20 protein-coding genes, 4 tRNA genes and 1 pseudogene are annotated in these 26,046 nt (G+C 41.6%); 22 read left to right on the top strand and 3 right to left on the bottom strand.

Features of this window, described 5'->3' with window-relative positions:
• The 14 genes and pseudogenes from proA (at position 1) to luxS (ending at position 13,784) form a co-directional block, all read left to right on the top strand.
• Complete coding sequence (proA, locus tag AACQ83_RS14935; RefSeq protein ID WP_112878354.1) at positions 1 to 1,254, top strand: glutamate-5-semialdehyde dehydrogenase; 1,254 nt, start codon at positions 1 to 3, stop codon at positions 1,252 to 1,254.
• 176 nt (positions 1,255 to 1,430) lie between these two features.
• A complete protein-coding gene (gene aroL / locus AACQ83_RS14940; protein ID WP_112878355.1) occupies positions 1,431 to 1,955 on the top strand; it encodes a shikimate kinase AroL in 525 nt (174 codons plus the stop codon).
• 99 nt (positions 1,956 to 2,054) lie between these two features.
• A pseudogene (gene aas / locus AACQ83_RS14945) lies at positions 2,055 to 3,932 on the top strand (bifunctional acyl-ACP--phospholipid O-acyltransferase/long-chain-fatty-acid--ACP ligase); the annotation flags it as partial.
• A gap of 68 nt (positions 3,933 to 4,000) precedes the next feature.
• Positions 4,001 to 5,170 carry a lysophospholipid transporter LplT gene (gene lplT / locus AACQ83_RS14950; RefSeq protein WP_112878374.1) on the top strand — a complete coding sequence of 390 codons (1,170 nt, stop codon included), beginning with the start codon at positions 4,001 to 4,003 and terminating at the stop codon, positions 5,168 to 5,170.
• A 10-nt stretch (positions 5,171 to 5,180) separates the two neighbouring features.
• Positions 5,181 to 5,738, top strand: a complete 558-nt coding sequence (gene pncC, locus AACQ83_RS14955; RefSeq protein ID WP_112878375.1) for a nicotinamide-nucleotide amidase — start codon at positions 5,181 to 5,183, stop codon at positions 5,736 to 5,738.
• Positions 5,739 to 5,914: 176 nt separating this feature from the next.
• Positions 5,915 to 6,982, top strand: coding sequence for a recombinase RecA (gene recA / locus AACQ83_RS14960; protein WP_112878357.1), 1,068 nt, complete (start codon positions 5,915 to 5,917; stop codon positions 6,980 to 6,982).
• Between the two features lie 442 nt (positions 6,983 to 7,424).
• Positions 7,425 to 10,055 (top strand): alanine--tRNA ligase, encoded by a 2,631-nt coding sequence (gene alaS, locus AACQ83_RS14965; protein ID WP_112878358.1) that lies wholly within the window; start codon positions 7,425 to 7,427, stop codon positions 10,053 to 10,055.
• A gap of 246 nt (positions 10,056 to 10,301) precedes the next feature.
• The gene (gene csrA / locus AACQ83_RS14970; RefSeq protein ID WP_002209449.1) at positions 10,302 to 10,487 is read left to right on the top strand and encodes a carbon storage regulator CsrA; all 186 of its coding nucleotides are present in this window, start codon (positions 10,302 to 10,304) and stop codon (positions 10,485 to 10,487) included.
• Between the two features lie 386 nt (positions 10,488 to 10,873).
• Positions 10,874 to 10,966, top strand: a tRNA-Ser gene (locus tag AACQ83_RS14975).
• A gap of 10 nt (positions 10,967 to 10,976) precedes the next feature.
• Positions 10,977 to 11,053: transfer RNA gene (locus AACQ83_RS14980), tRNA-Arg, on the top strand.
• Positions 11,054 to 11,140: 87 nt separating this feature from the next.
• Positions 11,141 to 11,217 (top strand) — tRNA-Arg (locus AACQ83_RS14985).
• 86 nt (positions 11,218 to 11,303) lie between these two features.
• Positions 11,304 to 11,380, top strand: a tRNA-Arg gene (locus AACQ83_RS14990).
• A 179-nt stretch (positions 11,381 to 11,559) separates the two neighbouring features.
• Positions 11,560 to 13,119: a glutamate--cysteine ligase gene (gshA, locus tag AACQ83_RS14995; protein WP_112878359.1), complete on the top strand. Its 1,560-nt coding sequence runs from the start codon at positions 11,560 to 11,562 to the stop codon at positions 13,117 to 13,119.
• A gap of 149 nt (positions 13,120 to 13,268) precedes the next feature.
• Entirely contained in the window at positions 13,269 to 13,784 is a 516-nt protein-coding gene (gene luxS, locus AACQ83_RS15000) for an S-ribosylhomocysteine lyase (protein ID WP_036814109.1), read from the top strand.
• A 232-nt stretch (positions 13,785 to 14,016) separates the two neighbouring features.
• Here the strand turns inward: luxS and AACQ83_RS15005 are convergent, their stop codons facing one another.
• On the bottom strand, positions 14,017 to 15,309 hold the full coding sequence (locus AACQ83_RS15005; protein ID WP_146747470.1) for an HlyC/CorC family transporter: 1,293 nt from the start codon (positions 15,307 to 15,309) through the stop codon (positions 14,017 to 14,019).
• A gap of 39 nt (positions 15,310 to 15,348) precedes the next feature.
• Positions 15,349 to 16,140, bottom strand: coding sequence for a cytochrome C assembly family protein (locus AACQ83_RS15010; RefSeq protein ID WP_112878360.1), 792 nt, complete (start codon positions 16,138 to 16,140; stop codon positions 15,349 to 15,351).
• A 184-nt stretch (positions 16,141 to 16,324) separates the two neighbouring features.
• On the opposite strand from AACQ83_RS15010, the gene ffh reads away from it, so the two are divergent.
• From ffh to tyrA, 8 genes are all read left to right on the top strand, one after another.
• Positions 16,325 to 17,686, top strand: a complete 1,362-nt coding sequence (gene ffh, locus AACQ83_RS15015) for a signal recognition particle protein (protein ID WP_112878361.1) — start codon at positions 16,325 to 16,327, stop codon at positions 17,684 to 17,686.
• 136 nt (positions 17,687 to 17,822) lie between these two features.
• Positions 17,823 to 18,071: a 30S ribosomal protein S16 gene (gene rpsP, locus AACQ83_RS15020; protein WP_015835325.1), complete on the top strand. Its 249-nt coding sequence runs from the start codon at positions 17,823 to 17,825 to the stop codon at positions 18,069 to 18,071.
• 18 nt (positions 18,072 to 18,089) lie between these two features.
• Positions 18,090 to 18,638, top strand: a complete 549-nt coding sequence (gene rimM, locus AACQ83_RS15025) for a ribosome maturation factor RimM (RefSeq protein WP_112878362.1) — start codon at positions 18,090 to 18,092, stop codon at positions 18,636 to 18,638.
• Positions 18,639 to 18,677: 39 nt separating this feature from the next.
• Positions 18,678 to 19,430, top strand: a complete 753-nt coding sequence (trmD, locus tag AACQ83_RS15030; protein ID WP_011145583.1) for a tRNA (guanosine(37)-N1)-methyltransferase TrmD — start codon at positions 18,678 to 18,680, stop codon at positions 19,428 to 19,430.
• A 64-nt stretch (positions 19,431 to 19,494) separates the two neighbouring features.
• Positions 19,495 to 19,848, top strand: a complete 354-nt coding sequence (gene rplS, locus AACQ83_RS15035) for a 50S ribosomal protein L19 (RefSeq protein ID WP_112878363.1) — start codon at positions 19,495 to 19,497, stop codon at positions 19,846 to 19,848.
• Between the two features lie 348 nt (positions 19,849 to 20,196).
• Positions 20,197 to 21,003 carry an alpha/beta fold hydrolase gene (locus tag AACQ83_RS15040; RefSeq protein WP_112878364.1) on the top strand — a complete coding sequence of 269 codons (807 nt, stop codon included), beginning with the start codon at positions 20,197 to 20,199 and terminating at the stop codon, positions 21,001 to 21,003.
• An 840-nt stretch (positions 21,004 to 21,843) separates the two neighbouring features.
• A complete protein-coding gene (locus AACQ83_RS15045) occupies positions 21,844 to 22,938 on the top strand; it encodes a 3-deoxy-7-phosphoheptulonate synthase (RefSeq protein ID WP_275658144.1) in 1,095 nt (364 codons plus the stop codon).
• Positions 22,939 to 22,943: 5 nt separating this feature from the next.
• Complete coding sequence (gene tyrA, locus AACQ83_RS15050) at positions 22,944 to 24,065, top strand: bifunctional chorismate mutase/prephenate dehydrogenase (RefSeq protein ID WP_112878365.1); 1,122 nt, start codon at positions 22,944 to 22,946, stop codon at positions 24,063 to 24,065.
• A 1,331-nt stretch (positions 24,066 to 25,396) separates the two neighbouring features.
• Here the strand turns inward: tyrA and AACQ83_RS15055 are convergent.
• Positions 25,397 to 25,843, bottom strand: coding sequence for an H-NS histone family protein (locus AACQ83_RS15055; protein ID WP_112878366.1), 447 nt, complete (start codon positions 25,841 to 25,843; stop codon positions 25,397 to 25,399).
• Between the last annotated feature and the right edge of the window lie 203 nt (positions 25,844 to 26,046).

Consider the following 26,046-nt stretch of genomic DNA (forward strand, 5'->3'; position numbering starts at 1 on the left):
ATGTTAGAACAAATGGGAAAGGCTGCCAGGGAAGCTGCATGGCAACTGGCACAGCTAAGTACAAAACAGAAAAATCAGGCATTAATCCGCATTGCAGATTTGCTAGAGCAGGAATGTGCAATCATTCTTGAAGCTAATCAGCTTGATATGATTCAGGCTCGTGAACAGGGCATGAGCGAAGCACTGTTGGATCGTCTATTATTGACGCCAGAACGTTTGACAGCGATAGCTCACGATGTTCGTCAGGTATGCCGTTTATCTGACCCGGTAGGGGAAGTCATTGATGGCAGTTTGCTTGACAGTGGCTTGAGGTTGGAGCGTCGCCGTGTACCGCTGGGTGTGGTCGGGGTGATTTATGAAGCGCGCCCTAATGTCACCATCGATGTTGCATCTCTGTGTTTGAAAACCGGTAATGCAGTTATTTTGCGTGGAGGTAAAGAGACTCATAACACCAATCAAGCGACAGTGAAAGTCATTCAGCAGGCACTTGAACAGAGTGGATTACCTACCGCAGCCGTGCAAGCGATAGATAAACCGGACCGTGAGTTAGTTATTCAGCTACTAAAAATGGATCGCTATGTGGATATGTTGATTCCACGTGGTGGGGCAGGGTTGCATAAGCTGTGCCGTGAGCAATCGACCATTCCAGTTATTACGGGTGGAATTGGCGTTTGTCATACCTTTGTCGATGAAAGTGCTGATTTTGCTAAGGCATTAACTGTAATCACTAATGCTAAGGTACAACGGCCAAGTGCCTGTAATGCTTTGGAAACCTTGCTGGTACATCAGAAGATTGCGGCTGATTTTCTGCCTGCATTGAGCAAGCGCATGGAAGAACAGGGAGTTACTCTGCATGCGAGTAAATCAGCAATGGTGTTTTTGAAAGATGGACCTGCTAAGGTCGTGGATGTTACAGAAGCAGATTACTGTGATGAGTGGTTATCTCTGGATATGAATGTGGAAATTGTTAGTGATATGGGGCAGGCAATTGATCATATTCGTACATATGGTACGTCCCATTCTGATGCTATTTTGACTCAATCTTTGCACAATGCTGACTATTTTGTTCGTCAGGTTGATTCTGCTGCGGTTTATGTGAATGCTAGCACTCGTTTTACTGATGGTGGCCAGTTTGGCTTGGGAGCGGAAGTTGCCGTTAGTACGCAAAAACTGCATTCCCGTGGTCCAATGGGATTAGATGCGCTGACTACGTATAAATGGATTGGTTATGGAGATGATTTAATCCGTAAGTAATGTGTTTACTGTTACCCCAGAAGCGTGTCTGGTTATATTGAAGTTTCGGTAAGATCATGCTTTTGGGGTAGCTTTTACCGTATATATTAACTTTTAATTTTACGTTGATGTAAAGTTCTGGTTACTATAGGCGTTAATATATTTTTAACGATGAAATTTATCAAGGATATCAGGCAGTGAACCAAATATTATTTATTGTAGGTGCACGTGGGGCAGGAAAAACGACGGTTGGAAAATTATTAGCCAATGAATTATCGTACACATTTATTGACACTGATCACCATATCCAACAAACCAGTAACATGACCATTGAGGATATTGTTAACCAGCAAGGATGGCAACAATTTCGGCAATTAGAAAGTCAAGCTTTACAACAAGTTACTCAAAGCAATTGTGTTATTTCTACCGGTGGTGGGATCATTCTTTCCGCTGAAAATCGCCAATATATGCGACAAAATGGCACGGTGATTTATCTTCAAGCTTCAGCGAGCATTTTGGCTGAGCGATTAATGCAGCAACCAGAAAGTACCCAACGCCCTAGTTTGACGGGAAAATCTATTATTGAAGAAATGGAAGAAGTGCTTGCCGCCAGAGAAAATCTCTACTGTGAATGTGCGAACCATATTATTAATGCGCAACTTTCACCGGAAAAAATTACAACTTATGTGAAAGAAATTATGTTCTCTGGAATAGTTTTCTGACACTATTTTAGTATTTTTTATAGAGAAATAGGAATATTACAGTGTCGAAGAATAAATAGTATCTTCTATTTATTTTTTCAAATGGGTTGAGATACGAATATGTTGTTTAAATTTCTAAGGCTTGTTTTTCGTTTAATGTTTCGTTTAACAATAGAAGGAGATATTAAACAATTTAACCACCCCAAATGCCTTATCACGCCTAATCATGTCTCTTTTCTTGATGGTGTTTTGCTGACACTTTTCTTGCCGGTTAAGCCAGTATTTGCTGTCTATTCCAACATTGCAAATCGTGGTTTTATGAAACTGGTAAGGCGCTATGTTGAAATAGTTCCCTTAGACCCAATAAATCCAATGGCTGTCAGGATACTGGTTAAGGAAATAGAAAAAGGACGACCAATAGTTGTTTTTCCTGAGGGAAGAATTACTGTTACCGGTTCTTTGATGAAAATCTATGATGGGGCAGCTTTTATTGCGGCGATATCCGAAGCCGTTGTGGTTCCTGTTCGTTTTGAAGGGTTAGAAAGAACCCTATTCAGCCGATTAAAAGGTATTTTCAAACTTCATTTTTTTCCGAAGGTGACAATGAAAATCCTGCCTGCGACACAATTGCCGATGCCGGATGTGTCTAGTTCGGAGCAACGACGTCGTTTAGCCGGTGAGCGTTTGCATGAAATAATGATGAATGCACGAATGGCGACCCGACCGCAAGAAACAATATTTGAATCTTTATTGGTTGCACGAAAACGATTTGGTCGTTTTAAGCCCTGTATTGAAGATGTTTCTTTTAAAGAAGAGAGTTATAACAGTCTGCTTAAAAAAGTACTGGCTGCCAGTCGTATTTTGCAGCGTTTTACCTGCCAGGGGGAACGGATTGGTTTTCTTTTACCTAATGCCACTATTATGGTCGCTGCGATATTCGGGGCATCTTTGAGAGGAAGAATACCGGCTTTACTAAACTATACAACCGACAGTCATGGATTGAAGAATGCGCTAGCGGTTGCCAGTATTAAAACTATCGTGACTTCCCGGCAATTTCTGAAAAAGGAGCGATTAACACATTTATCCGAGCAGGTTACTGAGATTAACTGGGTTTATCTTGAAGATTTGGAAGGCACAGTGACTTTGCTGGATAAATTATGGATCTTGTGGCACCTCTTTTTTCCGAAGCAAGCGATGGTGGCACAAAAACCAGATGATGATGCTTTGGTACTATTTACGTCCGGTTCAGAAGCTGTATCAAAAGGTGTAGTTCACAGTCACGCGAGTTTGTTAGCCAATGTGGAACAGATAAAAACCATTACTGATTTCAATCCACTTGACCGTTTTATGTCTTCTCTACCGCTATTTCATGCATTTGGATTGACTGTTGGCTTATTCACTCCACTGTTGTCTGGTAGTCGAATATTCCTCTACCCAAATCCATTGCATTATCGGGTAGTACCAGAACTGGTATATGAATGTAACTGTACCGTATTATTGGGTACATCCACTTTCCTGGAGAATTATGCCTATTTTGCTCATCCGTATGATTTTGCGCGTCTTCGTTGTGTTATAGCCGGTGTTGAAAAGCTTGCTGAAAATACTAAACAGATTTGGCAAGATAAATTCGGCATTCGCATTTTAGAAGGATATGGCATGACAGAATGTGCGCCTGTCATTGCATTAAATGTGCCGATGATGGCTAAGGTCGGTACTGTTGGGCGGATTTTGCCAGCAATGGAATCCCGTTTGATTCCGGTAGCAGGAATTAAGACGGGGGGACGTTTGCAACTACGTGGCCCAAATATGATGAAAGGGTATCTGAGAGTGGAAGATCCAAATCATTTAGAACCACCGGCGGCAAAAGATGAGCATGGGAATATTCAGTTTGATTGGTTCGATACTGGAGATATTGTTTCAATTGATGAACAGGGATTCTGTACTATCCTCGGTCAGGGGAAACATTTTGTTAAACAGGAAGAAATCGTGTTATTGGAAAGTGAAGCTGAATAGGAACAATAATCGTGAATGCATCCTCCGTTGTTCAACCGCTATTAACCCGCGGTATGAAAGCTGTATTGGTGTCGCAGTTTTTTTCGGCTTTTGCCGATAATGCGCTGTTGTTTGCGATCCTGGCGCAATTGAAAGCCCAGTTTTATCCTGACTGGAGCCAGCCAATATTACAGATAGTGTTTGTCTTGGCATATATCCTATTGGCGCCTTTTGTGGGGCAAATTGCTGATCGTTTCCCGAAAGATCGTGTGATGTTGTTTGCTAATAGCCTAAAGTTGTTGGGCGCGTTTACTATTTGCCTGGGATATGATCCATTTCTGGGTTATGCCTTGGTGGGCGTGGGGGCTGCATCATATTCACCGGCTAAATATGGAATCTTGGTTGAATTGACCGATGGTGATCGTTTAGTCAAGGCTAATGGTTTGATGGAGGCTTCAACGATAATTGCCATTCTTACGGGCTCTGTTGCTGGCGGTTTTTTGTCTGATTGGAATTTGGCTGTCGCACTGCTTGTTTGTGCACTGATGTATGGTATCGCTGTTGTCGCTAATTTCTTTATCCCTCGATTATCGGCGGTGCGTCAGGATAAAGGCTGGAATCTGAAAAAGGTGCTGACAGACTTTGCTTCATCTTGTTGTATTCTTTGGCATAACAAAGGAGCTCGATTTTCTTTAATTGGTACGAGTTTGTTCTGGGGAGCGGGTATCACATTGAGATTCCTATTGGTCTTATGGGTACCTGTTGTTCTGGGAATTTCTGACAATAGCACGCCGACAATACTTAATGTGATGGTTGCTGTCGGCATTATTATTGGTGCAGGTATTGCTGCCCGTTTCATCACCCTTAAAACAGTCCACCGTTGTATGCCTGCTGGTGTTTTAATCGGCGTGATGGTGGTCATTTTTGCTGTTCAGCAAAGTATTTGGGCTTCCTACGTCTTATTAATCACTCTCGGTATTTTTGGCGGTTTGTTTATTGTTCCACTGAATGCATTATTGCAGGAAAGTGGCAGACAAACGATTGGGGCTGGTTATGCAATTGCAGTACAGAATTTGGGTGAGAATATCGCCATGTTATTGATGCTTGGCTTGTATTCATTGGTTATTAAAATAGGCGTCCCGGTTGTTACAACAGGGATAGGCTTTGGTACTCTGTTGGCGTTGACAATCACGAGTTTGTGGATTTGGAACCGGTTTCAAAGAAATGGATCTTTTACCGGATAAAGAGAGTGTTATGAGTGAAAAAATTCTGACTCAGCTTAGTATTGAACTGGGAGAGAAGCTGAGACAGCAAAAACTGTGGGTGACTTGCGCTGAATCTTGCACCGGTGGCTGGTTGGCGAAAACAATTTCAGATATTGCCGGTAGCTCTGCTTATTTTGACCGAAGCTTTGTGACATACAGTAATAAATCTAAGCATCAGATGCTTGGTGTGTCAGAAGCCGTTTTACAGCAATATGGGGCTGTCAGTGAACAGGTTGTGAGAGAAATGGCCGTAGGAGCACTGAAAGCTGCGCAGGCAGATCTGGCGGTTTCGGTCAGTGGCATTGCTGGGCCTGATGGTGGCAGCGAAGAAAAACCTGTTGGTACAGTGTGGTTTGGGTTTGCATATCTAACGGTAAATGGGGTAGAAGTTGTGTCTCGCCGTTGTTGTTTTAATGGTGATCGAAATGAAGTACGCCTTCAAGCTGTCATTTATTCTCTGAAAACACTGTTATCAGAGATTATATACCCAATGGATTTCAAGATGGATCGCGACGGCAAGGGAGCGAATCCCCGGGAGCATAGGTAACTGTGTGACCGGGGTGAGCGAGTGCAGCCAACAAAGAGGCAACTTGAAAGATAACGGGTATAAAAAATTAACTTGATGCTGTATGATTATACAGTATAATTACAAACAATGTTTTAGTATCAGAAATTATTCATCGGCAGTGAGAGAGCCCTTTCATTGCTTACGAGGGAGTAAAAATGGCTATTGATGAAAATAAACAAAAAGCACTAGCAGCGGCACTAGGCCAAATTGAAAAACAGTTTGGTAAAGGTTCCATCATGCGTTTGGGCGAAGACCGTTCAATGGACGTTGAAACTATCTCCACGGGTTCATTGTCACTGGATATTGCATTAGGTGCTGGCGGCCTGCCGATGGGGCGTATTGTTGAAATCTATGGCCCGGAATCTTCTGGTAAGACAACGCTGACATTACAGGTGATTGCTGCGGCACAACGTGAAGGTAAAACCTGTGCGTTTATTGATGCTGAACACGCTCTTGATCCTATCTATGCTAAGAAGTTGGGTGTTGATATTGATAACCTGTTGTGTTCTCAACCCGATACGGGGGAACAGGCTCTTGAGATCTGTGATGCGTTAACACGTTCCGGCGCTGTTGATGTCATTATCGTAGACTCCGTTGCTGCCTTAACACCAAAAGCCGAAATAGAAGGGGAAATTGGTGATTCTCATATGGGGCTGGCAGCTCGAATGATGAGTCAGGCAATGCGCAAACTGGCCGGTAACTTGAAAAGTTCCAATACGTTGTTGATCTTTATCAACCAGATTCGTATGAAAATTGGTGTCATGTTTGGTAACCCTGAAACTACCACCGGTGGTAACGCGCTGAAATTCTATGCTTCTGTTCGTCTGGATATTCGCCGCATTGGTTCTGTGAAAAATGGCGAAGAGGTCGTTGGTAGCGAGACCCGTGTTAAGGTGGTAAAAAACAAAGTGGCAGCGCCATTTAAGCAAGCAGAATTCCAGATTATGTATGGCGAAGGCATTAACACTTATGGTGAATTAATCGATTTAGGTGTGAAGCATAAATTGGTGGAAAAAGCAGGCGCATGGTACAGCTATAATGGCGATAAAATTGGTCAGGGCAAAGCGAATGCTACCATCTACCTGAAAGAACATCCTGAAGTTGCTACTGAGCTGGATAAAAAATTACGTGAAATGCTGTTGCACAATGCCGGCGAATTCAATAGTGCTGCTTCTGATTATGAAGCCAATGAAAACGAAGAGATGAATAACGAAGAATTCTAATCTAATAATATCGGTAGTCTCTATTCTTATATTCAAAGCTGTAAAAGTTTTGTCATCAAACTTATACCGCGTTAATAATGACGCGGTTTCTTCTCTCAGAAAGCAAGTATTATCCATATTATGCGATCATGCTTTCAGAAAATACCTAGACGATTTACAATGCTGCCTGCGAATGGATGTATACCCAATGGATTTCAAGATGCATCGCGACGGCAAGGGAGTGAATCCCCGGGAGCATAGGTAATGATGTGACCGGGGTGAGCGAGTGCAGCCAACAAAGAGGCAACTTGAAAGATGACGGGTATATATGGGATTTTACTTCTAATAGAAGAACTTTTATCTTATCCCCACTTTGTTTATTCGTGAGTTGAAAATAGGTGATGGAATATCCCACCTAACCAATTCATAAATCTGTTTTTTCCAGCTTGATTTTGGGACAATTATGAGCAAAAGCACCGCTGAGATCCGTCAAGCGTTTCTCGACTTTTTTCATACTAAAGGGCATCAAGTCGTACCAAGTAGTTCTTTGGCGCCAAATAATGACCCAACACTGCTGTTTACCAACGCAGGGATGAACCAGTTTAAGGACGTCTTTCTTGGACAGGACAAAAGATCTTACTCCCGAGCAACAACTGCTCAGCGCTGTGTTCGTGCTGGTGGTAAACATAATGATTTAGAAAATGTAGGTTATACCGCACGCCATCATACTTTCTTTGAGATGCTGGGTAATTTTAGTTTTGGCGACTATTTCAAACATGATGCTATTAGTTATGCTTGGGAACTTCTGACGGGTAAAGATTGGTTTAATTTGCCTAAAGAAAAATTATGGGTGACTGTCTATCAGACAGATAATGAAGCCTATGATATCTGGAAGAATGAAGTCGGAATACCAGCAGAAAGAATTATCCGCATTGGTGATAATAAAGGTGCTCCTTATGCGTCGGATAACTTCTGGCAAATGGGTGATACTGGTCCTTGTGGCCCTTGCACCGAAATTTTTTATGATCATGGTGAGCATATCTGGGGTGGGCCGCCAGGAAGTCCAGAGGAAGATGGTGACAGATATATTGAAATCTGGAATATCGTCTTTATGCAGTTCAACCGTCATGCTGATGGCACGATGGAACCGTTGCCAAAACCATCAGTAGATACCGGTATGGGGCTGGAGCGTATCGCCGCTGTATTGCAGCATGTCAATTCTAATTATGAGATCGATCTGTTCCGTGATTTGATTACAGTTGTTGCTAATGTCACCGGTGCGACAGATGATCTGAGTAATAAGTCTCTGCGGGTTATTGCTGATCACATTCGTTCATGTGCATTTTTGATTTGTGATGGTGTTGTTCCTTCTAATGAAAACCGTGGTTATGTTCTGCGTCGTATTATCCGCCGAGCTATCCGTCACGGAAACATGTTGGGGGCTAAAGAAACCTTCTTCTACAAACTGGTTGCGCCATTGCTAGAAGTGATGGGAGCTGCGGGGGAAGAACTTAAACGCCAGCAAGCAATTGTTGAGCAGATCTTGCAAACAGAAGAAGAGCAGTTTGCTCGTACTCTGGAACGTGGTCTTCAGTTATTAGACGATGAACTCGCAAAACTGTCCGGTGATATTCTGGATGGCGAAACGGCTTTCCGTTTGTATGATACCTATGGTTTTCCTGTGGATTTAACCGCTGATGTTTGCCGTGAGCGTAGTATTAGCGTTGATGAAGCGGGATTTGCAGTAGCAATGGAAAATCAGCGTCGTCGTGCTCGTGAATCAAGTGGTTTCGGTACTGATTATAATGAATTGATCAAAGTTGATGAACGCAGCGATTTCTCTGGTTACGATCATAACGAACAGCAGGCAACAGTAACTGCTATCTTCCGTAATGGTGAATCAGTGAATCAAATTCAAGCGGGTGAAGAAGCGATTGTTATCCTGGATAAGACCGCTTTTTATGCTGAATCCGGTGGACAAGTTGGTGACTCGGGTATTCTGAGTAATACCAATTGTGCTTTTTGTGTTATTGATACACAAAAATATGGTCAGGCTATTGGTCATATTGGTAAGCTTGAAAAAGGTACCTTAAGTGTAAACCATACCATCAATGAGGTTATTGATATTGAACGTCGTGATGCAATTCGTTTGAATCACTCAGCAACCCATCTGTTACATGCTGCATTACGTCAAATTTTGGGTGAGCACGTATCACAGAAAGGCTCTCTGGTTAACGATAAATACCTTCGCTTTGATTTTTCTCACTTTGAAGCGATGAAACCAGAACAGATCCGTCAGGTTGAGGATTTGGTTAATGCCGAAGTTCGTCAAAATTCACCTGTTGTTACTGAATTGATGGATCTAGAAACAGCAAAAGCCAAAGGTGCAATGGCACTGTTTGGTGAAAAATACGAAGAGCAAGTCCGTGTACTGTCAATGGGGGATTTCTCCACTGAATTATGTGGAGGGACTCACGCAAATCGTACCGGCGATATTGGCTTGTTCCGTATTATTGCTGAATCTGGAACGGCTGCGGGTATCCGTAGGATCGAAGCAATTACAGGTAAAAAAGCGTTGGAATCTGTACATCAACAGGTTGATTTACTTCAGGATATTGCTCAATTGGTGAAAAGTGATATTCATAGCCTGAGTGAAAAAGTGCGGGTGACGCTGGATAGAACCAAAGCGTTGGAAAAAGAGCTTCAACAGCTTAAAGATCAACAGGCTGCACAAGAGAGCTCTTCTTTAGCAAGCAAAGCGAAAGAAGTGAAGGGTGTGAAGTTGTTGGTCAGTCAGTTAAGCAATACAGAGCCTAAGATGTTGAGAACGATGGTTGATGATCTGAAAAATCAACTAGGTTCAGCAATTATTGTGCTTTCCACTATAAGTGATGATAAAGTCAGCTTAATTGTTGGGGTCACAAAGGATCTGACGGCTAAAATAAAAGCAGGTGAGTTAATTTCCTCTGTAGCTCAGCAAATCGGTGGTAAAGGCGGTGGTCGCCCTGATATGGCCCAAGCAGGTGGTTCTGATATTGAAGCGTTGCCTTCTGCTTTGGATAGTGTGGAAGAGTGGGTAGTATCGCGGCTATAAGCGGTATTACCTGAGTTTAGAGGGCGCCATAGAGTTGTTTTTATGGTGCCTTGAAATCTTGTTGTGAAATTGTTAAAAGGTTGAGCGCATATTTATTTATTTTGGCTAAACTATATAGATAGGAAATGCGCTTAAAATTGCTTATACTTTAAGCATATACTATTGTTTTACGTTTTCACGGTGTTTGATGGATAATAGCGGGGAAACCGAAAGACCCGACTCTTTTAAATTTTCAAGGAGCAAAGAATGCTTATTCTGACTCGTCGAGTTGGTGAAACGCTCATGATAGGCGATGAGGTAACAGTTACAGTACTAGGGGTTAAAGGTAACCAAGTTCGTATTGGTGTAAATGCCCCTAAAGAAGTTTCTGTTCACCGTGAAGAAATTTATCAGCGGATTCAGGCCGAAAAATCTCAGCCAACAACTTATTGACTCTAAGTTGGCGTCCTATCTCTGTTAGAACCGGGCGCCATTTTTGAGGGATTTCACCTCTGTTGGTACTTTTTGTCTTGCTAATTTCTTAAACTCTTGTCTATTTTCCCATCTTTTTTGTTTTTCTATCGTAAGAACAGAATGTTCCTATCATGTTATTGTGGCGAATAATGATTTGCATGCACTTTAATTGAAGGTGTAATAGTTTGCTGCTGATAAAGTACACTTTTTGGTGTCAAACCACACATCTTGTGTGTGAAGTGTTCAAACAAACACGGGTTTAGAAAAATTGTTTGACTTATAAATCTGGGAAAGTAATATGTGCGCCACGCAGTGACGAGGAGCTTAAATAAAAGTTCTGAGTCGCGATTCGAGAGAAAGCGTACGGTGAGATGGCCGAGAGGCTGAAGGCGCTCCCCTGCTAAGGGAGTATGCGGTCAAAAGCTGCATCGAGGGTTCGAATCCCTCTCTCACCGCCATTTAAACCACGCATCCATAGCTCAGCTGGATAGAGTACTCGGCTACGAACCGAGCGGTCGGAGGTTCGAATCCTTCTGGATGCGCCATATTTAACCTTGAGATGAAGTCATCTGAGGTACCATTTAGGTAATCGAAGCAACTACTGCCTTTTACCAGAGTGAAAAACTAAACACGCATCCATAGCTCAGCTGGATAGAGTACTCGGCTACGAACCGAGCGGTCGGAGGTTCGAATCCTTCTGGATGCGCCAATTTAACTTTGAGATGAAATCATCCAAGGTACCATTCAGGTAATCGAGGCAACTGCTATCTTTTACCAGAGTAAAAAACTGAACATGCATCCATAGCTCAGCTGGATAGAGTACTCGGCTACGAACCGAGCGGTCGGAGGTTCGAATCCTTCTGGATGCGCCATATCAAGCCCTGCTTAAACAGCAGGGCTTTTTCTTTTCTACCTGTGTTGCCGTAACCAACCTGCCCTCGGTATGACGCTGAAATATTTTTGCTTATCTATCTAATCAGCGACAATTTGGCTTGTTTAAGATAAAGTAAACCCTTATAAAAATTCTTCTAAAACACTACGGGAGGTCGAATTGATCCCGGACGTATCAAAGGCTCTATCATGGCTAGAGGCGCATCCGACAATTTTAAAGGGAATTCGTCGCGGTGTTGAACGTGAAACATTGCGTATTACTTCAGATGGTAGTTTAGCCATAACAGAACATCCTAAAACACTCGGTGCAGCGCTTACGCATAAATGGATTACTACTGACTTTGCTGAGTCATTGTTGGAATTCATAACACCAGTTGGTGATGATATAAAATATACGATTTCTTTTCTTGGCGATATTCATCGTCACACGGCGCGTATGCTGGACAAAGAAAAAATGTGGCCATTAAGTATGCCATGCTTTATTGATGCGGAAGAGAACATCACTTTGGCTCAATATGGTGCATCGAATGTTGGTCGCTATAAGACCTTATACCGTGAAGGTCTGAAAAATCGTTATGGCGCGTTGATGCAGACCATATCCGGGGTTCATTATAATTTTTCATTGCCAATTGAGTTTTGGCGTGCTTGGGCTGGTGTTGAAGATGCAGAGAGTGGTAAGGAGCAGATCTCTAATGGTTATTTCCGCTTGATCCGTAACTATTATCGCTTTGGATGGGTGATCCCATATTTGTTTGGTGCTTCTCCGGCAATTTGTTCCTCGTTCTTACGTGGAAGAGAGACTTCTTTTCTTTTTGAACGGACAGAAGATGGAACTTGTTATCTGCCTTATGCGACTTCACTAAGAATGAGTAATTTGGGGTACACCAATAAATCACAGAGCGATCTGAATATTACGTTTAATAACCTACATACTTATATTGAAGGGCTGAAAAAAGCGATTCACAAGCCATCTGACGAGTTTGCTAAGTTGGGCACTAAGCAAGGTGATAAATATATTCAGCTCAATACCAACGTCTTACAAATTGAAAATGAGTTGTATGCGCCAATCCGACCTAAGCGTGTCACTAGAGGGAATGAATCGCCTTCTGATGCTTTGTTGCGTGGGGGAGTGGAATATATCGAAGTTCGTTCATTGGATATTAATCCATTTGCTGCGATTGGTGTCAATGAAACACAAATTCGTTTTCTTGACCTATTCTTAATATGGTGTGTGCTTGCCGAAGCGCCGGAAATGGGCAGTGATGAATTAGATTGTTGCCGTAAGAATTGGAATAGAGTGATCCTTGAAGGGCGTAAACCAGAGCAAATGATTGGCTTTGGTTGTGGAAGTGTGGAAGAACCGCTAGTAAAAGTTGGTAAAAAGTTATTTAGTGACTTGAAACGGGTTGCCGCAATATTGGATAGTTGTTCTGGCACACAGTATCAAAAGGTTTGCGAAGAATTAATTGCTATGTTTGATGATTCATCACTGACTTTATCGGCCCGTGTGCTGGAAAAAGTGAAGAGCCAGGGTATTGGTGGTTTTGGACTGGAACTAGCAGATGAATACCGCCAGCAATTGATCAATGAGCAATATGAGGTTATTAGCGACGAGCAGTTCGCTATAGAACGCAGGGCCTCCGTAGAGCGACAAGACGCATTGGAACGTGAGGATACGATGAGTTTTGATGAGTATCTAAAACAACAAACAGGATACTAGAAAAAATGGCCACAAGTAAAAGTGGCCAAATGGGATTTTCTAGAGAATAGGGATAATAATTATGCGTCTTTCATTCTTTACGACCGGTGGCAGATGAAAAGGTTTCATTTGCTTGAAGAAAAATCTGAATTTTTTGTGGAGATAAAGAAATGCCTTTACTGGATAGTTTTACTGTTGACCATACTCGTATGAATGCGCCAGCCGTAAGAGTTGCTAAGACTATGAAAACGCCTCATGGCGACACCATCACAGTTTTTGACTTACGTTTCTGTATACCCAATAAACAGGTTATGCCTGAAAAGGGTATTCATACACTTGAGCATTTGTTTGCTGGTTTTATGCGCAATCACCTCAATGGTGAGGGTGTTGAAATTATTGATATATCGCCAATGGGATGTCGAACAGGTTTTTATATGAGCTTGATTGGCGCCCCGGCAGAAATACGCGTTGCAGACGCATGGAAAGCGGCTATGGCTGATGTCTTGAAAGTGAAAGATCAGAGCCAGATCCCAGAACTAAATATTTATCAATGTGGTACTTATCACATGCATTCACTGACAGAAGCTCAGGATATTGCACGTCATATTCTTGATTCAGACGTCCTCGTTAATAAGAATGACGAGTTGGCATTGCCAGAGGAAAAACTGACCGAATTGAAAGTGTAGTTCCATAGCAGTGATAATATTTCGGGTTCCTGAGATGAAGTATACCCTATGGATTTCAAGATGCATCGCGGCGGCAAGGGAGCGAATCCCCGGGAGCATAGAGAACTATGTGACCGGGGTGAGTGAGTGCAGCCAACAAAGAGGCAACTTGAAAGATGACGGGTATATTAACAGGAACTTGCCGTTGGAGGTTGGTGGTGCGCCTCCAGCGGCGTCAATTTTCCGCCTCGATTTAAATGGCTTGTGCTTTTTGCTCAGGAAATTGGCTAATGGGAGTGACTCGAACTTGTTTAATGACATTATCGTTGACTGAAAGTACTTCAAAATTATATTTGCCGATTTGTACTTGTACATTAAGTGCGGGTATTTCTCCTAATTCTTCAAGCACCATACCATTAACCGTCCGTGGCCCATCAACAGGCAATGCCCAGTTAAAGGCTTTATTTAATTCGCGGATATTGGCTGTCCCGTCAATCAAAATAGTCCCATCGCTTTGTGGTGAAACTTCTTCTGCCAGAGAAGGAGACATTGATGTTGTAAAATCACCGACAATCTCTTCGAGGATATCTTCAACAGTGACCAGACCTTGAATATCACCGTATTCATCAACGATGAGTCCGGCTTTCTCCTTATTACGTTGGAAATTTACTAACTGGATATTAAGTGGTGTGCTGACGGGGACATAATAGATTTTATCTGCTGCTTTTATCAGGTTTCTTTTGGTGAACTCTTTTTTTTCTGTCATCAGTCGGTAAGCTTCACGCACACGAAGCATGCCAATGGCATCATCAAGTGAATCACGGTAAAGCACGATCCGGCCATGAGGTGAATGAGTTAATTGCCGTATGATGGATTTCCAGTCATGATTAATATCAATGCCAATAATTTCATTACGGGGAACCATAATGTCGCCGATTGTGACTTTTTCCAGATCTAAAATTGAAGTCAGCATAGCCTGATTTTGCTGTGATAGCTTGGCATTTGATTCATTCACAATAGTGCGAAGTTCATCTTTACTCATTGCGTGACTAGAGCCAGTAGGTTGTTTGATACCAAGGCAACGCATTAACAATAAAGTAATTTTATTTAGCACCCAGACCAACGGCAGCATGATTTTCTGTAACGGGCGGAGCAAAAAACTACTCGGAAAAGCGACTCTTTCAGGATAGAGGGCGGCTATCGTTTTTGGCATAACTTCAGAAAATATCAGTACGATAAACGTCAGAATACCGGTTGCAATAGCGACTCCGGCATCACCGTAAAGACGCATACCAATGATAGTAGCGAGTGCTGAAGCAAGAATATTAACCAGATTATTGCCGATAAGAATCAGACTGATGAGCTGCTCAGGATGACGAAGTAATGCTTCAACTCTGCGGGCAGAGTGGTTCCCTTGCTTTGCCAGATGACGTAAGCGATAACGATTCATTGTCATCATACCTGTCTCGGAGGCGGAGAAATAAGCTGAGACAATGACCATGATGATTAAAATAATCAGTAATGTGCTTGTTGAGACATGCTCCAAAGCAGAATTCCTTCCAAGTATTGATTGAACATAATACTCCTAGTAAATCATGATTTCCTGCAATAATCGATTACCGAAATAGGCGAGTGTCAGGGTAAATGCGCCGATCAGGTTAAACCAGATAACGCGTTTACCGCGCCATCCATCATGGTAGTGACCCCATAATAAAACAATGTAAACAAACCATGCGATAATAGACAAAATTGCTTTATGGATGTTTTCGCTACTGAAAATATTATCCATGTAGAGGATGCCAGTGCAGAGTGTCAACGTTAGCAATATTACGCCAAGCTGAGTGATATGAAACATTTTGCGTTCAATGAACATTAATGGGGGCATATCTGGCGTAAAAGTGAGTTTTTTATTTTTAAGCTGATGATCCAACCACCCAAGCTGTAATGCATATAATGCAGCGATAAGTAAAGTCGCATAACCAAGAAGCGCCAACCCAATATGGATAGATAATTCAAAGCTGGCCTCTAGATGGGTAATGAATTCACCCGGCATAAGACTCGCTAAAACCAAATTTATCATGGAAAAACTGTAAACAATGGGTAGCAGGAACCAAGCACGGCCGTGAGAAGCGACAATTGTCATTATGATACAAGTAAGTAAACTGACGATAGAACCTAGGTTTAGGAGGGTGAGGTTTTGCCCGCTGCTGACGTGGAATATCTGGTGTTTAAGTGCAATAGCATGACAAATTAAAGCGACAATCGCGGAAAGTAATGCCAGCCTGCGGTATCCTTTCGGTTTCCGCAGCAAGCCGGGAATAATCAGTACCAGGCTGAATAAATAAGCGAATGAAGAAATTATAGAAAATACTGGCATAGCATTAGTCGTTTTAGCGATAGTTTTAGGTTGAATTAAAGCTTAAGTATACCGCCAGCAAGGATAGCCTCCAACCGTTGTTAATCATCGGTGTGAATCTCTGTGCAGAGATCCCTTTCCATCGTGTTATAATTTGCGGAATATGCCTTACAGGTAGCCCATTTTTAAAAATTGAGCAGAGACAATGTTTGATAATTTAACCGACAGACTATCGCGCACATTGCGCAATATCAGTGGCCGTGGGCGACTGACCGAAGATAACATTAAAGAGACACTGCGCGAAGTTCGCATGGCTTTACTTGAAGCTGACGTCGCATTGCCTGTAGTGCGTGATTTTATTTCATGTGTTAAAGAGAGCGCGGTAGGCCACGAGGTTAATAAAAGCCTGACTCCCGGCCAAGAGTTTGTCAAAATTGTTCAGAATGAACTCGTTAAGGCGATGGGGGAAGTTAACAGTGAACTGAATCTTTCTACTCAGCCGCCTGCTGTCGTATTAATGGCGGGTCTACAAGGTGCAGGTAAAACGACTAGCGTTGCCAAGCTAGGTAGCTTTCTGAAAGGAAAGCAGAAGAAAAAAGTTTTGGTGGTATCTGCTGACGTCTATCGTCCAGCGGCTATCAAACAGCTTGAAACCTTGGCGCAGGCAGTTGGTATTGATTTCTACCCTTCTGATGCTCAGGAAAAACCCGTTGATATCGTGACTCAAGCGGTACAGCACGCCAGATTGAAATTCTATGATGTGCTTTTGGTGGATACTGCGGGTCGTCTACATGTTGACGAAGCAATGATGGATGAAATCAAACAGGTTCATAAAGCCATCAATCCAGTAGAAACCCTATTTGTTGTTGATGCAATGACGGGGCAGGATGCGGCTAATACCGCGAAAGCTTTCAATGAAGCATTGCCACTGACCGGTGTAGTGTTAACGAAAGTCGATGGTGATGCCCGTGGCGGTGCTGCGCTATCTATTCGTCATATTACTGGTAAGCCGATTAAATTCTTGGGTGTTGGTGAAAAAACGGATGCGTTGGAGCCATTCTATCCGGATCGTATTGCCTCTCGAATCCTTGGAATGGGCGATGTTCTCTCCCTGATTGAAGAGATTGAAAGTAAAGTCGATCGCACCCAGGCTGAAAAGCTGGCTTCTAAACTAAAGAAAGGTGACGGCTTCGATTTAAATGATTTTCTAGATCAGTTAAAGCAGATGCGTAACATGGGGGGAATGGCCAGCATGTTAAGCAAAATGCCGGGGATGTCTCAAGTGCCAGATGCAGTGAAATCCCAGATGGATGATAAAATTCTGGTGAAAATGGAAGCTATTATCAATTCTATGACGCGTAAAGAGCGACAAAAACCAGAGATAATCAAAGGTTCTCGTAAACGTCGTATTGCTAATGGTTCTGGCACTCAGGTTCAAGATGTTAACCGTTTGCTTAAACAATTCGACGAAATGCAGCGCATGATGAAAAAGATGAAGAAAGGCGGCTTGGCAAAAATGATGCGTGGTATGAAAGGCATGATGCCACCCGGATTTATGGGCCGTTAATCGATAAAGTCTCGAAGAATATCCACTTTGGATTGCTTTTTGCGCCAAAGTGAGTAAACTTTTCGGGCTTTTTATCTGATAACCGGACTTCGTTCCTCGATGAAGTCTGGTTGTTTTGTTAACTAATGAGGATGTTATGGTAACAATTCGTTTAGCTCGTGGCGGCGCCAAAAAGCGTCCGTTTTACCAAGTAGTCGTGACCGATAGCCGCAGCCCGCGTGATGGTCGCTTTATCGAGCGCGTTGGCTTCTTCAACCCTATTGCAACAGGGAAAGCAGAAGTATTGCGTTTAGATCTGGACCGTATTGAACATTGGATTGGTCTGGGTGCAACTGTGTCTGATCGTGTTTCTACACTGATCAAAGACGCCAAAAAAGCAGCTTAATCTGTCGCGGTGGTAACTATGAGCAAGCAAACCTGTTTTGAACCGCCTGTAAACCCAATTGTATTGGGAAAATTAGGTTCAACTTATGGTATTCGTGGTTGGCTCAGAGTTTTTTCTTCCACCGAACATGCCGAAGACATTTTTGAGTATCAACCGTGGTTTATTCAACGGGCAGGCCGGTGGCAACACATCGAACTAGAAACCTGGAAACACCACAATCAGGATATGATCATCAAAATTAAAGGTATTGATGATCTGGATGCTGCGAATTTACTGACTAATTGCGAAATTATTGTAGATTCAGAACAACTGCCAGAGCTGGATACGGGTGATTACTACTGGAAAGACTTAATAGGCTGCCAGGTAATCAGCACAGCAGGTTATAACTTGGGGACTGTCAATGACATGATGGAAACCGGTTCTAACGACGTAATGGTAATTAAAGCAAACCTGAAAGATGCATTCGGTATCAAGGAACGGCTAATTCCGTTTCTTGATGGGCAGGTTATCAAGAAAGTCGATCTCGCTACTAAAACCATTGAAGTAGATTGGGATCCTGGTTTTTAAACTCCGGTTATAAGCGGTTGAAATGAGTGGGACGCGATAATGTGGATTGGGGTTATTAGCCTGTTTCCTGAAATGTTCCGCGCAATAACCGATTATGGGGTAACTGGCCGGGCAGTGAAAAATGGCCTGTTAAGTATTGAATGCTGGAATCCACGGGATTTTACCTATGACCGGCATCGTACCGTTGACGATCGACCTTATGGCGGTGGTCCAGGCATGTTGATGATGGTTCAGCCTTTACGGGAAGCCATTCATGCAGCAAAAACTGCGGCAGGCGAAGGTGCAAAAGTGATTTATCTTTCACCTCAGGGACGCAAACTCAACCAACAAGGGGTTTGTGAGCTGGCAACAAATGAAAAACTGATTTTGATTTGTGGCCGCTATGAAGGGATAGATGAGCGGGTGATCCAAACCGAGATTGACGAAGAATGGTCTATCGGTGATTACGTACTCAGCGGTGGTGAAATCCCTGCAATGACGATGATTGACTCAGTTTCTCGGTTCATTCCGGGCGTTCTGGGGCATCAGGCATCAGCGGAGGAGGACTCTTTTGCTGATGGATTGCTGGATTGTCCGCACTATACTCGCCCGGAGGTATTAGATGGTATGGAAGTTCCACCAGTGTTGCTGTCTGGAAATCATGCTGAAATTAATCGCTGGCGGATGAAACAATCGCTTGGCCGGACCTGGCTTAGAAGACCTGAACTTCTGGAAAACCTAGCTCTGACTGACGAGCAAAGGATATTGCTAACAGAGTTCCAACGGGAACATCTAACTGAAGCAACTAATTAATCCAGACATATCCCCGAAGGGAATGTCTCTGATATATCAGTTTACCTAGGGTAAGAGAATTATTATGAGCAACATTATTAAACAACTTGAACAAGAGCAGATGAAGCAAGACGTACCTTCATTCCGTCCGGGTGACACCGTGGAAGTTAAGGTATGGGTCGTAGAAGGTGCTAAGAAACGTCTGCAGGCATTCGAGGGCGTGGTTATCGCTATCCGTAACCGCGGTCTGCACTCTGCATTCACTGTTCGCAAAGTTTCTAACGGCGAAGGTGTTGAGCGTGTATTCCAGACTCACTCCCCAGTCGTAGACAGCATTAGCGTTAAACGTCGTGGTGCTGTTCGTAGAGCTAAATTGTACTATCTGCGTGAGCGTTCTGGTAAAGCTGCTCGTATTAAAGAGCGTCTGAACAGTAAATAATACGCTTTCGTTACATCCGAAAGTTATCGTTAAAGAGGTCAGCAATTGCTGGCCTCTTTTTTTTATTCTCAACTTAAAACCGCGTCTTGTGGGTGTGGTCATCAATTTGGTTTTGGCTCTGCCTTATTGTAATGAAGAAACAGGCTGAATATGGGCGGGTTTTTAGAAGATCTTTGATTACGTCCCTCCAAGGTGAAATCAATGCCCTTTTGATGTTAAGGAGGATTTTTACTCATCGATAAATTATTCGACAATATATTATTATCAGATCGTAATAATCTTAAAGACAATTATTTTGAGAGTTTTAGAATAATTTTAAACATGATTAACTAACTATAAGGATTTGCTTTGAAAACTTTTCAAATACATAACAAAACGATGGCTTACCGGGATGAAGGTGAAGGTTTCCCGTTATTACTCGGGCATAGCTATTTGTTTGATTCTACTATGTGGGAGCCTCAGATCGAGGCCTTAAGTAAAAAATACCGGGTGATTGCTCCTGATCTCTGGGGGCATGGAAACTCTGGAGAGCTACCGGAACAACATAGCACTTTGGCTGATTTAGCTCGGGATTACCTAGCGTTGATGGATCAACTTGGTATTAAAGAATTCGCTATCATTGGTTTATCTGCTGGTGGTATGTGGGGAATTGAGTTGGTGGCTATGGCGCCGGACAGAGTTAAGGCACTGGTTTTGATGGATACCTTTGTCGGATTAGAACCTGAAGTGACTCATACAAAATACTTTGCCATGTTGGATGCGATAGAGCAGGTTGGTGTAATTCCTCAATCTATTTTGCAACAGCAGATAGTGCCAGCCTTCTTTAGCCAGCAACCGGCTCAGTATTTGGTTGATGAATTAACTCAGCGTCTGGCAGCCATTCCTGCGGAAATATTGCGTAATAGTATTGTTCCGTTAGGTAGAATAATATTTGGGCGTGAAGATAGAATTCATTTGTTGGAAAAACTGGATATTCCCTCGCTTGTTATGACTGGTGAACAAGATACGCCTCGCCCGCCTCTGGAGGGTTATTTGATGGCTGAAATATTGCACTGTGATCATATTATCATCCAGGATGCAGGGCATATTTCCACATTGGAGCAACCCTATAAAGTTAATCAGGAATTAATTGCTTTTTTACAGCAAGCTTTGTAACAGATATTTTAATAAAGAGGCCGGATTTTCCGGCCTCAGACTGCTGATATTAGTGTATTGAATTTAAAAGAGTGATCTGGTGGCACAGATTCTTTTCATAACAAGTGCTAAGTAATACGCATCCAATTATTCTATAGCGGACTGTAGTCATATTATTATTTCTCTTACTACCTATCCCAATAGGGCTATTTTATTTGCCGTTCTTTGCCATAAAGAGCGAACCTGGGCAGTGCTCAGATAAAAGCGTTAGCTTTTGAACGCACTTTAGTGCGGCCCGAAGGGCGAGCGAAGCGAGTCATCCTCACGTACTACGTGTACGCTCCGGTTTTTCCGCGCTGTCCGTGTTCACTGTTCATTGATAAGAACGGCCTGCAACAATTACGCCTATTGGGATAGGATCTTAATAAATTAATGAAAAAGCGAGTTGGGCATAGCTTAATATTTTATGGGTGCTATTTGGTAACTTTATATGAAATATAAACTGTGATTATTGATATTATCTGTTTTTAATAATAAAAATAAAGTAAATATATTTTTAACCTAATGATTTTAAATGGAAAAATAAAAGATTAACAATCATAAAATATTGACTCAAATATTGCACTCTTGTGTTTTGATATTAATCTTATTTTAAGATAATTATTTCTATATGAAATAATTCAGTTCTAGAATAGATTTATCACTGAATTGACGCCTTTTTTATTTTCTGTAAATAATAGTTTACAATGTTTTGAGTTTGTTTACACTTTTGGATTGTATTCTTTACGACGCGTGATATGTTATTAGTCAAATGCATAAAAACAAATAAGTACAGAATGATAATTTGAGGAGAAAATCGACATGTTCATGCAAAGAGATGCACTTAATAACGTTCACATCAGTGGTGAGCAAATCCTTATCACTCCAAAAGAATTAAAGCAACAATACCCACTGAGTGATGATGATCTGCATGTTATTGCAAATGCACGTAAAACAATTGCGGATATTATTCAGCGCCGTGATCCCCGTTTGCTGGTAGTATGTGGTCCTTGCTCTATTCATGACGTGGATGCGGCACTGGATTATGCTCACCGTTTGGCCGCTCTTTCTGCTGAATTGAGTGATAGCTTGTACATTGTCATGCGTGTCTATTTTGAAAAGCCTCGTACAACAGTGGGTTGGAAAGGTCTTATTAATGATCCATACATGGATGGTTCATTTGATGTGGAAGCTGGCCTGCATATTGCTCGCCGTTTACTACTTAGTTTAGTTAAAATGGGATTGCCTCTTGCAACAGAAGCTTTAGATCCGAATAGTCCACAATATTTGGGGGATTTATTCAGTTGGTCTGCAATTGGCGCGAGAACCACAGAATCTCAGACACACCGGGAAATGGCTTCAGGTTTATCTATGCCTGTTGGTTTCAAAAATGGGACTGATGGTAGCTTGAACACTGCAATTAATGCGATGTGTGCAGCCGCTATGCCACACCGTTTTGTGGGAATAAATCAGTCGGGGCAGGTGTGTTTATTACAAACGCAAGGAAACCCCAATGGGCATATTATCTTGCGTGGTGGTAAAACCCCTAATTACAGCGCCCAACATGTAATGGAATGTGAACAGCAAATGATGCAGTCTGGATTATTACCGTCCTTGATGATTGATTGTAGTCATGGTAACTCTAATAAGGATTTTCGTCGCCAAAGTTTGGTTGTGGATTCTGTTGTGGAGCAGATCATTTCAGGTAATCAATCTATTACTGGCATTATGTTGGAGAGCCATATTAATGAGGGTAATCAATCTTCTGAGCAACCGCGTAGTGAAATGAAATATGGTGTATCAGTGACTGACGCATGTATTAGTTGGCAGACGACAGAAGCAATTCTAAGAAAATTACATCAGCAAATTAGCATGCAATTGTCGCAAAGAATGGCAGTATTGAAAAAAGCGGGATAATAAATATGGCGGCTAAATTATCTCAATTGCGGGATAAGATTGATGAAGTGGATAAAGCTTTGCTGGGCTTGCTGGCAAAGCGTCTGGAATTGGTTGCAGAGATTGGTGAGGTAAAAAGTCAGAATGGGTTGTCAATTTATGCGCCTGACAGAGAAATGGCGATGCTTGCTTCACGTCGGCAGGAGGCTGAAGAGTTTGGTGTTCCACCGGATTTAATTGAAGATATTCTGCGCCGTATTATGCGGGAGTCCTACACCAGTGAAAATAACAAAGGGTTTAAAACACTTTGCCCTCAATTGGGGCCGATAGTCATTGTTGGTGGCTTGGGCAAAATGGGGAAACTATTTGGCCGTTTGTTAACTTTGTCTGGTTATGAAGTCAGAAATCTGGAACCGCAAGATTGGCCTAACGCGGAACAAATTCTGGCGGGAGTGGGTATGGTGATTATCAGTGTACCGATTCATTTGACAGAAGAAGTTATTCGCCGTTTACCGCCATTACCTGACCATTGCATTTTGGTGGACTTGGCGTCCGTAAAACAGCAGCCATTACAAGCTATGCTTGATGTGCATAAAGGTCCAGTGTTGGGATTACATCCTATGTTTGGGCCGGATGTTGGTAGTTTGGTAAAACAAGTTGTTGTTTACTGTGACGGACGTCAAGAGGAAGCTTATCAATGGTTTTTAGAACAGTTGTTGATTTGGGGGGCTTGCTTGCATCAGATGAGTCCTGAACAGCATGATAAAAACATGAGCTTTATTCAGGCGTTGCGCCATTTCACGACATTTGCTTATGGGCAACATCTCGCACAGGAAAGTGCGGATTTACAACAACTGTTATCAATATCTTCACCTATTTACCGTTTGGAACTGATCATGGTCGGGCGCTTATTTGCACAAGATCCTCAGCTCTACGCGGATATTATTATGTCATCACCAGAGAATATTGATCTTATACGCCGTTATCATCAAAGTTTTGGGCAAGCGCTAGAGATATTGGAAAACCAAGACAAACGGGCTTTTGTCAGCAGTTTTGAAGATGTTAGTGCATGGTTTGGTGATTATGCACCTCATTTTATGAGAGAGAGCAGGGTATTGCTTCAACAAGCGAATGATAGTCGCCAATAACTATACCTTATGGATTTCAAGATGGATCGCGACGGCAAGGGAGCGAATCCCCGGGAGCATAGGTAACTATGTGACCGGGGTGAGCGAGTGCAGCCAACAAAGAGGCAACTTGAAAGATAACAGGTATAAAAAGAACCGGATATGACAATACCCGATTCAATTTGCTGACAAGTTTAATTGTATTAATGAGGGTGAAAGGCTTTGCAGATTAATCACATTAAAGACATAAAATAGAGGAATATTTTAACTTAAACCGTAGAAAACAATGCTATTGGACGGATTAAAATCGTGTAAAGCAAGTTTAAACTGGCGTATTTAAGGTATTCAGCTTTACATAGTAAATGTGCAATATAATAACGTGAGAGTAACTGAGTTATTATTTGGTTAAATTATTTATTTGCAGGTTTTGTTACGCGGATTTTTTATCATCGGATTATTTAACTGGTTTAGGAAAAGGTTATTCTCCGGTTGAAAACGTTATTAAAGACGGTTTCTTTTTGGAGGTGTATTTTCTGGTAAACGGATAAACCTATTCATATTTTTATTTATCTTTTTTTCCGGTGTGCGTAAGCGTTAACAAACCGATTTTTATTTCTTATTTTTTCACTGATGGTTTTATGATGGGCAGTTTTTAAGTTGTTATTAAAAGTCATGGTTTAGCTTTTGGGTTTAATCGGTATAAGGTTTTAACCGTGTGTTTTTACCCTTTTTCACACCTGTTTTTTTATTGAGTTTAATCATCATGGTATGTCGGTGTTTTATGCTCAGTAAGCATTAATCATATTCGTCTTAAGCATTAACAAAACCGATTTTTATTTCTTATTTTTTCACTGATGGTTTTATGATGGACAATTTTTAAGTTGTTATTAAAAGCCATGGTTTAGCTTTTGGGTTTAATCGGTATAAGGTTTTAACCGTGTGTTTTTACCCTTTTTCACACCTGTTTTTTTATTGAGTTTAATCATCATGGTATGTCGATGTTTTATGCTCAGTAAGCATTAATCATATTCGTCTTAAGCATTAACAAAACCGATTTTTATTTCTTATTTTTTCACTGATGGTTTTATGATGGGCAGTTTTTAAGTTGTTATTAAAAGTCATGGTTTAGCTTTTGGGTTTAATCGGTATAAGGTTTTAACACTGTTTTACCTTTTAAAAATTTGGCATTAATGGGTACCTGTTTTTTTAACACTTTTTTGATTAATAGCCGAGTTAATCACCCATAAAAAGGCGCTTGCGATCGCCCAAAAAAGCAAATGCAAGCAAAAAAGAAAAGTAAATAATATTAAACAGATAATAAACCTGTGAGGCTATTTTTATTCCGAAGTTTTTTATTTTTGAATTAAAAATTCATTTAATGAATGGCCTTCATTGAGTAATTTTTGTAAACCTGATGGTTTTTTCCCGTTTCCTGACCAGTATTTAATTTCTCCATTGTCATTAAACTGATACTTAGGTTTTCTCGTCTTTCCTTTTCCTGCATTTGATTTTTTAGGTTTAAAATCAGAGAGGGTAACAGGTATGTTAATAGTATTAGGATTAAGGCCGATTTCTTCAATCATTCTTAATATTTCTAAACGTTTTTGTTCTTTTTGTTCCGCTTCTAAACTCATTAATCTGAAGGTTTCTTTGCTTTCTTGAACGACTACTTCTAATGTTTTGTAAGCATCTTCTAGCCATTCAACATCTTTTGTTTGAGCAAATCTTCTTAATAAGCTTATTCTTGATAAATATGCTGATACAATATCATATTCTTTTTCTGTGGTTAATGTTGTCATTTTGTCACCTTGTTAATAAGTTTAAAATCTATCTTTTCTGATGTTTTCTCTTCCAGCGTCAGTATAACACCGAATTTTTTACTTGCTTTAAAAAAGCTTTAATCATTTCTGTTTTACCTTTAATGATTAAAGCTTTTGCCTTCTTTTTCGTGATATGCTTGCCGTTTTTTCCTAAATTTTAAAACCGTGGTGACAGATAAAAC

It is taken from the genome of Photorhabdus sp. S10-54, from assembly GCF_963878145.1.
GTDB lineage: Bacteria > Pseudomonadota > Gammaproteobacteria > Enterobacterales > Enterobacteriaceae > Photorhabdus > Photorhabdus kayaii.

Excerpts from the sequence above, each read along its gene's own strand:
- proA (WP_112878354.1), top strand. The coding sequence starts at position 1 with ATGTTAGAACAAATGGGAAAGGCTGCCAGGGAAGCTGCATGGCAACTG.
- lplT (WP_112878374.1), top strand. The coding sequence starts at position 4,001 with ATGAAAGCTGTATTGGTGTCGCAGTTTTTTTCGGCTTTTGCCGATAAT.
- pncC (WP_112878375.1), top strand. The coding sequence starts at position 5,181 with ATGAGTGAAAAAATTCTGACTCAGCTTAGTATTGAACTGGGAGAGAAG.
- recA (WP_112878357.1), top strand. The coding sequence starts at position 5,915 with ATGGCTATTGATGAAAATAAACAAAAAGCACTAGCAGCGGCACTAGGC.
- alaS (WP_112878358.1), top strand. The coding sequence starts at position 7,425 with ATGAGCAAAAGCACCGCTGAGATCCGTCAAGCGTTTCTCGACTTTTTT.
- csrA (WP_002209449.1), top strand. The coding sequence starts at position 10,302 with ATGCTTATTCTGACTCGTCGAGTTGGTGAAACGCTCATGATAGGCGAT.
- luxS (WP_036814109.1), top strand. The coding sequence starts at position 13,269 with ATGCCTTTACTGGATAGTTTTACTGTTGACCATACTCGTATGAATGCG.
- AACQ83_RS15010 (WP_112878360.1), bottom strand. The coding sequence starts at position 16,140 with ATGCCAGTATTTTCTATAATTTCTTCATTCGCTTATTTATTCAGCCTG.
- ffh (WP_112878361.1), top strand. The coding sequence starts at position 16,325 with ATGTTTGATAATTTAACCGACAGACTATCGCGCACATTGCGCAATATC.
- rpsP (WP_015835325.1), top strand. The coding sequence starts at position 17,823 with ATGGTAACAATTCGTTTAGCTCGTGGCGGCGCCAAAAAGCGTCCGTTT.
- rimM (WP_112878362.1), top strand. The coding sequence starts at position 18,090 with ATGAGCAAGCAAACCTGTTTTGAACCGCCTGTAAACCCAATTGTATTG.
- trmD (WP_011145583.1), top strand. The coding sequence starts at position 18,678 with ATGTGGATTGGGGTTATTAGCCTGTTTCCTGAAATGTTCCGCGCAATA.
- rplS (WP_112878363.1), top strand. The coding sequence starts at position 19,495 with ATGAGCAACATTATTAAACAACTTGAACAAGAGCAGATGAAGCAAGAC.
- AACQ83_RS15045 (WP_275658144.1), top strand. The coding sequence starts at position 21,844 with ATGTTCATGCAAAGAGATGCACTTAATAACGTTCACATCAGTGGTGAG.
- tyrA (WP_112878365.1), top strand. The coding sequence starts at position 22,944 with ATGGCGGCTAAATTATCTCAATTGCGGGATAAGATTGATGAAGTGGAT.
- AACQ83_RS15055 (WP_112878366.1), bottom strand. The coding sequence starts at position 25,843 with ATGACAACATTAACCACAGAAAAAGAATATGATATTGTATCAGCATAT.